A 13,010-nucleotide genomic window follows, 5' to 3' on the forward strand; every position below is an offset into this window, starting at 1 on the left:
ACCTCTTAAATTAAGCTGGAATAAAGTACAGCTTTAATAGTGTGCATACGGTTTTCTGCTTGTTCGAATGCCACATTCATTGGCGATTCAAAAACATCTTCGGTCACTTCAATACCATTGGCTAATTCAGGGTATTTTTCCGCAATTTGGCGACCCACTTTGGTTTCGCTGTTGTGGAATGCCGGTAAGCAGTGCATGAATTTCACACGCGGATTGCCGGTGCGTTTCATCAATTCAGGGGTAACTTGATACGGTAATAATAATTTAATGCGTTCGCCCCAGGTTTCTAATGGTTCACCCATGGAAACCCATACATCAGTATGTACGAAATCAACGCCTTTCACGGCTTTATCAATATCATCAGTTACCGTAATGCGTGCGCCACTTTGTTTTGCAAATTTTTCGCACATGTCAACTAGCTCTGGATCCGGTAATAGCGCTTTTGGTCCGCAAATACGGACATCCATACCCAATTTAGCACCAATTAATAACAAGGAGTTACCCATGTTGTTGCGCGCATCACCGATATACACATATTTGATTTCACTTAATGGTTTATCGCAATTTTCAATCATGGTTAACACGTCCGCCAACATTTGTGTTGGGTGGAATTCATCGGTTAAACCGTTGAACACCGGCACACCGGCATATTCGGCCAATTCGTCCACAATTTCTTGTTTGAAACCACGATATTCAATGGCGTCATACATTCTGCCTAATACGCGGGCAGTGTCTTTCATACTTTCTTTGTGGCCAATTTGAGAGGAGTTTGGATCGATGTAAGTGACTTGGGCGCCTTGGTCATAAGCCGCAACTTCGAAAGCGCAACGGGTACGGGTAGAGGTTTTTTCAAAAATTAGCGCAATATTTTTGCCTTTTAATTTTTGCTGTTCGGTACCGGCATATTTTGCTCTTTTTAAGTCTCGGGATAAATCTAATAAATATTTGATTTCACGTTCTGAGTGATTAACAAGACTTAATAAGTGTCTGTTTTTAAGATTGAAAGCCATAATAATCTCCTTGATTTTTGTTTATTGACTTCATCCGAATAGCCAAGCTATTCACAAACTATTTATTCGACATACAACCTACTCCTTGCGAACGTCTTCATTTTAAAAGAAAGGCAAGTGAATATCGTGTCGAATTTCGGCTCCTAATGTAAAGATTTTGAACAAATTTCTAACAAAAGGCTTTTTATTGGTATAAAATTCGAACAAAAAATTTTCTATGCGAAAAAATTTTAACCTCATCACCCAACATTAACCTCATCATGAACACTGTGCTTCTTTTTTTACGTCATAACGCCATTAAAGTGCGGTATGTTTTACACAAGAAATTACGTCAAACCTATCGAATTTCACACAAAACCCTCGAATTTACCTGTTTGCTGATCGGCGCCAGCTTGGTTTCGTTGTTTTCCCTTGGCTTTGCCAAACTTGCGGATTTGGGCTTGGAATGGAACGCCCATTGGACACAACAATATCCGATTGCCGTCTGGTTTATTTTGCCCGGCGGTTTGGCGTTATTAACCTGGTTCGTCGCCAAATACACACCTTATGTCGGTGGCAGTGGCATCCCACAAGTGATTGCCTCGCTTAGCCTGCCCCATCAAGCCAATAAAAACCGTTTAGTCGCCTTTGGACAAACTCTATGGAAAATTCCACTCACGTTTTTAGCGATGCTTATCGGCGCCTCCGTAGGACGGGAAGGTCCTTCCGTGCAAGTCGGTGCAGCAGTGATGTTATGGTGGGGTAACTTATGCCGAAAATACGGTGTGGCATTTAATGGATTGAGTGCTAATGAACTAATGGCAACCGGTGCAGCCGGTGGTCTCGCCGCTGCATTTAATGCGCCTTTAGCCGGCGTTATTTTTGCCATAGAGGAATTGGGACGTGGTGTGCTATTGCGCTGGGAACGACGCGTATTGTTAGGCGTACTCGCGGCCGGTTTTATTTTGGTGGCGATTGAAGGCAACAACCCCTATTTCCCCACATATCGTGGTGTCACCGATATGCCTTATTTATGTTTATGGGTTTTAGTTTGTGGTGCGGTAAGTGGTATCAGCGGAGGAATTTTCGGCCGTTTGTTAATCAAAGGCGCAGCCGGAACCCTCCCTTTCTGTCGCCATTGGATACGCAAGCACCCTATTTTCACCGCCATTATTTTAGGATTAATATTGACCGCACTTGGCGTTTACACCAACGGCCAAACTTACGGCACAGGTTACCAAGTCGTCACCCAAGCGCTCGATGGACAAGCGGTACAAAGCGACATTGGCATCATGAAACTGCTTGCCACAGTAGGCACATATTGGACGGGCATTGCAGGCGGTATTTTCACCCCTTCACTCACCATCGGTGCCGGGCTTGGCGTGCAAGTGGCTGCCTTTACTGACGGTTCAGTCGACCAACGCCTGCTGGTGTTGTTATGTATGGCAGCATTTCTTGCGGGCGCTACTCAATCCCCAGTCACTGCCAGCGTTATCGTGATGGAAATGACCGGCTGCCAACCCGTATTGATTTGGCTATTGATTTGCTGCCTGATTTCCTCCATTATTTCACGCCAATTTAATCCGAAGCCGTTTTATCACATGGCGGCAGGGCGTTTCCGCCAGCGGATAAAAGAAGAAACGCAAAAAGACATGAAGGAAAACCCATAAAAATGTCCCAAAATCAACCGCACTTTTACCGTGGCCGCTTTGCCGTCGCGCCCATGCTGGATTGGACAACGCGCCATTGCCGTTATTTCCACCGCCAATTTTCCCGTCACGCCTTGCTTTATACGGAAATGGTGACCACCCAAGCCATTATTCACGCTAAATATGATCATCTTGATTTTGATGCGGCAGAAAACCCGGTGGCGTTACAACTGGGCGGCAGCGATCCGGAACAACTCAAACATTGTGCACAGCTGGCACAACAGCGCGGCTACCAAGAAATTAATTTGAATGTCGGCTGCCCATCCGATCGTGTACAAAACGGTATGTTCGGTGCATGTTTAATGGCAAAAGCGGAACTGGTTGCAGAGTGCGTACAACAAATGCAAAGTGCGGTACACATTCCCGTCACCGTAAAAACCCGCATCGGCATTGATGATTTTGACAGCTATGATTTCCTGTGTGATTTTGTCCAAAAAGTGCAGCAAGCCGGCTGTCAGGAATTTATCGTGCATGCCCGTAAAGCGTGGTTATCCGGTTTAAGCCCGAAACAAAATCGTGAAATTCCACCGCTAAATTACGAACGTGTGTATCAACTAAAACAGGATTTCCCCCATTTGCTCATCAGCATTAACGGAGGCATTAAAACCCTTGAAGAAATGCAACAGCACTTGAAGTATGTGGATGGTGTCATGGTGGGGCGAGAAGCTTATCAAAACCCCGCGCTGCTCGGTCATATCGACCACGCATTGTTTGACGCAAATGCCCCGATTATCACCCCACGCCAAGCGGTGGAAAACATGTTTCCGTACATCGAAAAGCAACTCAGCCAAGGCGTCTATCTGAATCATATCGTGCGCCACATGCTTGGTGCCTTCCAAAACTGCAAAGGCGCACGCCAATGGCGACGTTATTTAAGCGAAAACGCCTACAAAGCCGGCGCCGGCATTGACGTGGTCGAAACCGCATTAGGGTTTGTGGAAGAATAAAAGTGCGGTGGGATTGGGAAATGTTTCGGCATTAATTATGTAGTCAATATATAAACCTGAAATGCCATTTTAACCACAGCAAAATTTTTATGCCCTTAACCTTAAGATCAAGGCTAAGGGCGTTTATTTAGCTTTTAGCAAGTCGCTATCTACTACAGACTGCTACAGAAATTTTGTAAAATTTTAACATTCTCGCGCTCATGACTAATCTCAAGAAGTCATTACAAACATATCGTTATCGTACTTTATGTCTGTTCATCTGATCATCCAGAAAATCTCAAACTCAATACTTTCCTGTATTGTTTGATGCAGTTTTTCTTTCAGTTCTTTCAATAGCTGTAATTCCTGTTTGGCAATTTCATCTTGCACCTCATCTAATTCATCGCGAGCCTTACGAAGCTGTTTACGCAGTTTTGTTACCTCTTCTTGTAACTGAATTTGTAGTTCAATATTATCTGCTAGCACCAATTCCTTTTCTTTACCACGCATTGCCTCTTTGAGTTCGCTAATTAAATCTTCAGCAGCTTGCATTTGATCTTTTGCCCAAGCGTTAAGACGAACATTTTCCACTTTTAACAAGGCATCATTTTCTGCCTTAATACGAGCTTTTTCCAAATCAATTTGTTCTCTCACTAAATGTTCAAAAACAAGCGGTGGATTCTTAACAGTAGCTTGTAAATCTGCAGGAAGTAGAAATAGCTTTTGTGCAAATTCTTTATCTAGCAAATTACCTTGCTCATCACACACGGTAAATACTAACGATTCTTGGCTTTCTGCATTCGACTCTACACTGATTTTATTCAAACGCAACCAACCCGATTTACCTTGATATTGTTCGATCAAACTAATTTTTTCAGGATAATTTGAATAATCAAAAACTAATGTTGCATTTGGTGTATCAGCATTTAATGCTTCATTGATACACCATTGTCCAAGCGGTTGATTTAAGCGATATTCATAACCTTGCAACGTTGCTGTTCGCTCTTTACGTGGCAATAGGTATCGTCCAAGAGGTATACCGCCTAGTGGTGCATTTTCGAGTAAAAAATACCAATCTGTTTGATTAAACTGAGCTTTACCGTTTAGTGCAAATTGCGTAACGCCCCAAAACCACTGTTCCATTGCGTTTAGACGGTCTTCCGTCATCACTTTAAGGCGTTCTAGCACTGACTGATCAAAGCTTGAGACCAATGCATTTTTAGTTTCTTGTACTCTTCCTTCAATTTCATCGGCAAATTGGGCTTGTAACTGATCAAAGGCTGTCTGAATTTCGTTTTCAGTACGGCACGTGGCATAAATATTCGCAATTTGATTTTCAATATCCACCCCGGATTCAATTCGCCCTAACACTTCATCAGAAGCACCCAATACGCCTTGAAACAATTTAAATTTTTCTGTGAGTAACTCTAAAACACGCTGATCAGCAAGATTTCGTTTGTTTAAGAAATTGATTACTACCACATCAAATTTTTGCCCATAACGATGGCAACGCCCGATGCGTTGTTCCACTCTCTGCGGATTCCACGGTAAATCATAGTTAATCAGCAATGAACAAAATTGCAGGTTTACCCCTTCACTGGCAGCTTCTGTTGCAATCATAATTTGAGCCTTTTCTTTAAAATGCTCAATCAATGCTGAACGCTTATCCACTTCTGCCGAGCCTGTAATCTTTTCTGTGCCTTGATGGCGAATAAGCCAATCTTGATAAATCGTCACAGAATTTGGATCGTTATTCGTGCCACTAAATAGCACCACATTATCCGCATAACCATTTTGCGTTAAAAAATCAAAAAGGTATTTCTGTGTGCGTACCGATTCGGTAAAAATAATCGCTTTTTGATTTGCTCCCAGTTTAGCCATTTCCGCAAAACCGGTTTGAAGTGCGGTCAATAAAGCGAGAATTTTGCTGTCGTGTTGCAAGCCTTCTGCCAAACGAATAAAGCCTTCAATTTCAGAGATTTCTGCCTGTAATGCTGCTTGATTTAATTGATCGCTAACAGAAACTTCTATCTCTTCCGCCTCCAGTTCATCGGTTTCTACATCTTCTGTCGTTAATTCTTCACCATCAAATAATGCTTCAATTTCACTTAATGGTTCATCTTGATTCTGTTCTAGCTGCTGTAAATTTTGAAGCCTTAGCAAAATGGCTTTTAATGTTCCCAAAACGGCTTGCGGACTTGAAGCTAATAATTTTCGCAGAATTAAAGCTGTTAAATGTTTATGTCGCTTTGGCAACGCGTAGCTGCTTTCTTTACGTAAAAATTCTGAGATTTGCTCATAAAGGGCAAATTCTGCTGCCGTTGGCATAAATTCTTGAGTGATCGTCTTACGTTCGGTATAACGCACATATTCCAACACATTCTTGCGTAGCGTACGTTTAACAAAACTTGCCATTCGCTCTTTGAGCTCAGCTACATTGCCACGGCGAACAAATTCTTTTTGGAAAAATTTACGATCGCCAAAAATATGATCATCAAGTAAAGTAGATAAGCCATACAGTTCCATCAACGAATTTTGCAAAGGTGTTGCCGTGAGCAATAGTTTTTTCTTGCCCCCAAAGGCATTGCGCATTGCTTGCCCCATTTTGTTATCGGCTTTGTGGGCATTACGCATCTTGTGGGCTTCATCAATAACCACCAAATCCCAATCAAATTGCTTAAACGTTGCTTGTTCTTTGCTGGCAAATTGATGCGAAACAATCAACACATTATTACCAATTTGATTTTTGCAAAAATTAAACAGTTTTCCACCGTTTGTCTTTTTCATTGCTTGATTGACAACCATTTTATCCACCACCATTGTTGGCAAACCAAACTTTTCAGTCAACTCAGTCGCCCATTGTTTACGCAAAATGGCAGGGCAAACAATCAACAAATTCCGCTTACGTTCTGCCCATTTTTGACAAAGCACTAAACCCGCTTCAATGGTTTTTCCTAAACCGACTTCATCGGCAAGCATCACGCCTTCTTGTAGCGGATTTTTAAGTGCAAACAATGCCGCATCAATTTGATGGGGATTTAAATCTACCTTGGCATCAAATAATGATTGCGATAAACGGTTATCATCTGTTCGGCGGCACGTGATTTCATTAGCAAAATAACGAGCGTGATAAGGTGTTACCATATTTTCCTCTTTCTAAACAGGCTCAGCCAAAATCATCGTAAACATTTGTTGCAGATAATTAGCTTTATCCATAAACAGAATATGCTTATCGGTAAATTCTTCTTCGGTTTTATCGTACAAAGCTGCAGCTTCCTCAAGTAAGCTTGAATATGGTGTAATAGATAAGATAAAACTATTAAGTGTTAAACCGAGTTTTAATTCTTTTTCCAAGGTTTTAACCGATTCAAACAAGCTAAATTTAGGGTGTTCCCATGTCATATTGCGAATGCCTTTGGGGTCAACAAAAGTCAGCCATTGTCTGCCGTTTTCTTTATCCACCAACCAAAGTAAAAAATCAGGATAGAAATTGCCCGCAAGTGCAAAACCTAAACCTTTAGCTTTATTTGCTGCATTGCGTAGTAAATACAACTCTTTACCACCTGTCCACTCACTAAGTAAACCAGCTGCATGTGCATTTTTTAAACCTTCTACAAACTGAATTTCACTTTCTTCCTTCATTGTAAGTGGCTTCATTGTAAAAGGTAAAGCTGCTTGATTTTCTATGGTCATAAGTGGATAGAACAAATGCGGATTAAAGCAAATCGCTTCTATGTTTGGTGCTTTCCAACCCAAAACTTTCGCTAGTTCCCCCGATTCTACTCGTGTTTTCAAATCTTCCAATTTGGCTTGATAATCTCTTCCATCTGCTTCCAAATTGACAGTAAATTCATAGTTCTCTACCATTGAACCATTTTCTTCGTCTACAACTATTTCACGATAAAATTGCCCTTCATATGCCCCTTTCATCGCTTTGTAGAATGCCTCTAGATAATCAGTCAACAGTTCTAACATCAACCCTTCTTGTTTCTGCACTGAAGAAAAATCCGTTACTGCCAATTCTGTTGGTGGAATATAGAGCTTGTACCAATCATTTCGGTAGGCAAATTTTTTTAATCGCTCTCTATCCAATCGCAGATTATTTAATGATTGCAACATTTTACTTTTTTGTAACGTGAGATAAATTTTATCCCAATCAAATAAATTAAATAGCCGACTGTCTAAAAGACCTTCTTTCTTTTGCTTATCTAAACTTTGCTTGATTTGATTCTCTTTACTTACAACAGCCTCCAAACGAGGATAGCAGTCAAGAATAGCTATCGGTTCTTTTACTTTACCTTGCCATTTTTCAGGAATTTCAAACAAATAAACATTTTCTGTACGTTTAAAGCTCTTTTGACGATTACCTTTATATTCTTCGTCTAATTTAAGTGTCTTAAGTTTTATCCCTTTAGGTAAATTCGGTTGCACTTTAAAATCAATAGTAATAATTTCATCAAGATTTACGCCTTCTTCTGCCAAGTATTTTCGGAATTGATCCATGTAGTTAGCATTGATGCCAAAAATATTGAGCGTTTCTAATTTTTCTAAATGCACACCTTTAGGGCGTTCTCCACTCACACTACGTTTCAAAGAAAAATCACGTCCTTTTAAGCGCACACCGCGCCCAAACATTTGAATGATTTGACTACCTTCTTTTTTGCCCATATTGAGCAATCCCATTGTAGAAACTCGCCAACTAGACCAACCTTCAGTAAATTTTTTTGCTCCAATCAGTACATTAATTGAACTTGATTTTTGGTTGATAGTTTCAAATAAACCTTCACGAAATTCATCATTTTCCGTATCAAATGCAGGGTTATTTTCTGCACTTTTAGCAAAATCTGCCGCACTACCGATATTGATTACCCCAAAAGCAGGATAACTCCCCACTGCAAGCGATAATTCACCAGATGCTTTTTTCAACAATTTAAGCTGCAATCGAGCTTGGCTATCTGCATTAAATAAACGTTTGAGCATATCTGCATACAAATCATCTTCACGCCCGACAAAGTCCATTAATGCAGTAAATCGTTGTAAGAAAATATTGTTATCGGCATTATCTAAAAGGCGGGCTTTATCGGCGACCAAATCCGCCAAATAACTTTTTGCTAATTCAGCCTCATTAAGGAAAAACGCTAAAAAGTCCAAAATTTTCTGTACGTCGGATTTTTCTTGTTTTTGATCTGCTGTTTCACTTGAACTTGTTTTGTCAGCAACGCTTTTTCCAACAAATACCATCAATGGCTTTTCAATATTCCAAGTGGTCAATTTGTCTGAAAATTTTTCAAACAGATACATTTGCTGATAAAACGACAACAAACAAGCGGTAAAATAGAGCTTTTCATGTTCGGCAAAATAGTCATTTTTCAGATTCAAAATCAAACTTTCTTTGCCATAACCATCGGCATAAAAATACTTGTAAGAGTAATCAAATAAAATACATTTAGCGTATTTTTCACGTAAAGTATTCTTTTTATCGCTCACCGCTTGACCAAGTGTTGCAGAATACTCAAAAGCGAAGCCGTCTGAAATTAAGGCTTCACGACGTTTTTGCCACGCACCATCTTCCGCACTTGAACCGCTATGTCCTTCATCGACTAACACAAGGTTATGCCCAGATAACTCTGCCACAGCAACAGTTTTATCACCTGATTTTTCTCCTAGTTTATTTATATCGATCACTTCTACCGATACCGTATCAGACGAAGTAAAATTCAGGGTTAAATTTGGTGAAATACGGTTCTTATCAAACAAACTTGCCGAAAAACCAGATTCTTCTAGCTCTATAATATGCTGATTACTCAGACCTTCTCTTGGTGTTAATACGATAATTTTGTCGATTTTTTCAGGGCAATAATCCAAATATTGCAGAATGTTCACGTGCATCAGTAAGGTTTTTCCACTGCCTGTGGCATTCCAAAAGGCAATCGTGTTTAAATCACTTGCGGTGTATGGCGCGCGTTTTTCTGCATTTTTATCACCAAATTCAGTTTGGTATTTTTCCAACTGCTCATTTAAGGCTGATTGAAATTCTGCCTGGCGATTAAAATAAAAATCCAAATAAATTTCAGTAAACAATAACGATAAATACTGAAAATATTTCATCTGTAGAACATGCCCGCTCGCATTATTCCGCTTTTCAGTAATTTTTTTCCAATGACGAACAATGTTTCTGTCATAACGCAATAAATCAATTTCGCGAATGTGGTCTGTATGGAATAATTGGTTATGCACTAATGCATCAAAAAAATGCGTTTGACCGTTTTCAATCTGCCCATCATCACCCAAACGAGCTTTCAGTTCTTGCAATTTCTCTGCATTAAAAAGCGACAAAAAATAACGGTTCAGCACTAAATGGTCATGAAACGTAATTTTGATTTGTGGTTTTGTTTTTTTCGCCATTACAATTATTCCCCAAACATTCTTGCTAAAAATTCGCTTTCAATCGACCGCACTTTTAACGTTTTAAGATCGCCATCAGAATCTTCCCAAGCGGTTACCACATTATGGTCACCATTGATATAAACTACGTCAAATTCGCTTTCTTGCGGATTGATTTTGTGGCGGTTTAAATAATCATTAAGTCTGTCGTAATCATATTTTTCACAATCACGCCAAATCACTAACGTTTTTTCACCGCTAGTATTTATGCCTTGCACCATGACTAAGCCATTTTCACGCTTGTCATTGATTTCACTTACTCGCAAACCAATTAAATAGTTAAAGGTTTCTACCAAATCAATGGTTTTCGCCTCATATGCGCCCGAAGAAGTGGTGGCGATGTTGAGTTGATAGTCAAACGGTTTGGTAAAATGCTGTGTATTAAGTAGAGAATCACGACTTTCTACGTCTAGCATATAGTGCAATAAATAGTCGTTTTGCACCGTCTCCGATAAGCCCATATCCGCCAAATCTTGTGCAGGTTTACGCAATTCCAAATTGTTGAGCGTGTCTTCGTAGCTTTCCAGTTTTAGTACTTTGACAATTTGTGACACACCACCAAACACCCCGTTATCGGCTTGCGGTTTACCATCTTTCCATTCTTTAGCGAAAATCACTTTTTGCACCCGTGGTTTTAATACCGTATCAAAATACTCGCCTTGCTCCACCAAGATATATTTGCGCTCACCATTGTCTTCTCGGTTAAGATTGATTACGGCGTGGGCCGTTGTGCCAGAGCCTGCGAAGTAGTCAAGAACAAAATTATCTTCATTGCTACCTAATTGAGCAGAAATAATTTCTTTAACTGTATGTATAGATTTTGGGTAAGAGAAATTTTTTGCATTCTCAACCCCTAAAATAGCTTGAAGAACTTTTGTTCCATATTCACTTGCATCATATTTAGGGTCAATCCAAAGGCTTCTCATTACGCCAGTATCTTTATTGAAAATAATTTGAATGCTACTTCTACCAGATTTTGCCTCCAATTTATCTAAAATTTTTTCAACCGATTGTCGTGCATATCGCCATTTTTTTTCAATTCCATCTTCATTTAATGGATAAACTGCTATTACTCCATCATCTAATTGAATGTTTGCGGTTTCAGGGTGAAAATCATCATCAGGGATATCACCGATTTCAATAATTTTTCCATCTTTAATATAAAACGGATAAAAACAATTTTTTGCATCAGTTCTATCTGATTCAGTACCACTATCTCGTAAATTTCTAGAATCAATTTCAGATCTTTTTACATCACTAATATATTTCTCACTGTCTGTTGGATACATTAAATAAAAATACTCATGAACATATGATATGTTTTTGCCTTGCTGCCCTCTTGGGTTATGAACTATTGGTAGTGCAACTTTTGTCCAATCTGTAAAAGTTAGACTTAATAGTTGCCCTAATAATTCTTGTTCAATTTCATCAATGGCAACAGCTTGAGACGATTCTCTTGCTAAGAGAGTTTTGCCCAATTCCATCCTATTGCTCATAAGTGATAACCAAGCAGAATGTTTGAAAGTATTCTTATACAAAATTTCTGAAGAGCTGGCGTTATATGGTGGATCAATATAAATACATTTTACCTGTTCTTTATATCTTTCCTGCAATAAATTGAGTGCTTGGAAATTATCGGAATGGATTAGTAAGCCATTCGTTTTCTTATCTAAATCTTGCAGATGATTTAACACATCGGCTTGGAATGTCGGTTTAAATAACGCAGTATCCACCACCAAGTGCGGATAGTTTTTGCAAAATTCTTCCGCATTTAGACCGCTTGTATTCACATTAAATAAGGCTTGCCATTGGGCGGTTTGTTTTGGGTTATCTAATGCAGCTTGCACTTGAGCTTCATTTAAATGATCAAGCGTAATCAAATAATGGCAGCCTGCGACAAATTTCTTTTTCAGCCACAATTTTTTTTGGAAATCTTCTAATTGAGCAAGAAAGGCGATAATTTCTTTTGCTACTGTTTTTAGCGTTTTAATTGCCTGGAAGTTTTGCTCAATATGTGAAAAATCCGTGCTTTCTTGAATATTATCCAAGTTCATCACTTCATTTTTGATATAAAAATCCAACTCTTGATTTAAAAATTTACCGAGGTTTTTGTGAATAAAATAATCGGCAGTATTTTTAGCGGTGTAGTCGGTGAGATATTTTTCAAGCAGCGTACGTGTTTTATTCGTATCAGTTGGCTTTAATGTAAAAATTTCTTGAAAATCATCTGAAATTGCAAAAGTTTTTATTTTTTCTACTGCTTGTAAAATGTATTCCTTTTGTAATTTTGTTCTTTGTTTTTCTGTTCCGTTTACCGCTTTGTATTCAAAACGAAGGGTAAGTAAATTGCCTTGGATATCAAACGGCAAAATATCTGTTTGGATTTCATCGCCGTTTTCATCCGTTTCGGTTTTAATTTGTGGTTCAATTAAGGCAAATACTCGAGCTTGATCGTTATCTTTACGGTTATCTTTTGCGGTGTCCGCTTCCACTAGGCGGAATTGTACTTTTTTGCCGTTTTCTAATGTAAACGCATAATTACTGAAACTTTCGCCTGATTTGGTGTAATACTGGTCTTTATTTGCCCAGTGCAACATCACTTCTTCGCCGGCATAGGGAATGGCATAAGTATCGCCTTTATAGCGGCGTTGGCTGATAAAATCGCCTTGATCGTAATAGCGTGAGAAGAAAGTGTAGAGATGGTTGTAAACGTTGTTTGCTTGTTCAAAATTGCCATTAAATGCGGTATTAATTTTATTTGGTAACGTTTTTTGTAGGAATTCGTTGATTTGCGTTTGGCGTGAATTAAGAATGCGATAAATACCGAAATCTAAATCAGGCTGATTTATTTGAAAAATTTCTTGCAATTTAGCGATAAGTTGAGCAAGCTGTGCTGTGCTGTGCTGTGCTGTGCTGTGCTGTGCTGTGCTGTGCTGTGCTGT

6 protein-coding genes are annotated in these 13,010 nt (G+C 39.3%); 2 read left to right on the forward strand and 4 right to left on the reverse strand.

All coding sequences use genetic code 11. The features are described from left to right. Positions 1 to 5: 5 nt before the first annotated feature. Positions 6 to 1,010 (reverse strand): ornithine carbamoyltransferase, encoded by a 1,005-nt coding sequence (locus Q0203_RS08590; protein ID WP_297931515.1) that lies wholly within the window; start codon positions 1,008 to 1,010, stop codon positions 6 to 8. 260 nt (positions 1,011 to 1,270) lie between these two features. On the opposite strand from Q0203_RS08590, the gene Q0203_RS08595 reads away from it, so the two are divergent. Together Q0203_RS08595 and dusA are read left to right on the forward strand one after the other, a co-directional pair. After that, the gene (locus tag Q0203_RS08595; RefSeq protein ID WP_297931518.1) at positions 1,271 to 2,659 is read left to right on the forward strand and encodes a chloride channel protein; all 1,389 of its coding nucleotides are present in this window, start codon (positions 1,271 to 1,273) and stop codon (positions 2,657 to 2,659) included. A 2-nt stretch (positions 2,660 to 2,661) separates the two neighbouring features. After that, on the forward strand, positions 2,662 to 3,645 hold the full coding sequence (dusA, locus tag Q0203_RS08600; RefSeq protein WP_297931521.1) for a tRNA dihydrouridine(20/20a) synthase DusA: 984 nt from the start codon (positions 2,662 to 2,664) through the stop codon (positions 3,643 to 3,645). 255 nt (positions 3,646 to 3,900) lie between these two features. Here dusA and Q0203_RS08605 read toward each other — a convergent pair whose 3' ends face one another. From Q0203_RS08605 to Q0203_RS08615, 3 genes are read right to left on the reverse strand one after another with little or no spacing between them, the layout of a single operon-like run. Next, positions 3,901 to 6,768: an SNF2-related protein gene (locus Q0203_RS08605; protein WP_297931524.1), complete on the reverse strand. Its 2,868-nt coding sequence runs from the start codon at positions 6,766 to 6,768 to the stop codon at positions 3,901 to 3,903. Between the two features lie 12 nt (positions 6,769 to 6,780). Continuing rightward, positions 6,781 to 10,029 carry a DEAD/DEAH box helicase family protein gene (locus Q0203_RS08610; protein ID WP_297931526.1) on the reverse strand — a complete coding sequence of 1,083 codons (3,249 nt, stop codon included), beginning with the start codon at positions 10,027 to 10,029 and terminating at the stop codon, positions 6,781 to 6,783. Positions 10,030 to 10,034: 5 nt separating this feature from the next. Then, positions 10,035 to 12,935 (reverse strand): DNA methyltransferase, encoded by a 2,901-nt coding sequence (locus tag Q0203_RS08615; protein ID WP_297931528.1) that lies wholly within the window; start codon positions 12,933 to 12,935, stop codon positions 10,035 to 10,037. Between the last annotated feature and the right edge of the window lie 75 nt (positions 12,936 to 13,010).

It is taken from the genome of uncultured Aggregatibacter sp., assembly GCF_938046485.1.
Classification (GTDB): Bacteria; Pseudomonadota; Gammaproteobacteria; order Enterobacterales; family Pasteurellaceae; genus Aggregatibacter.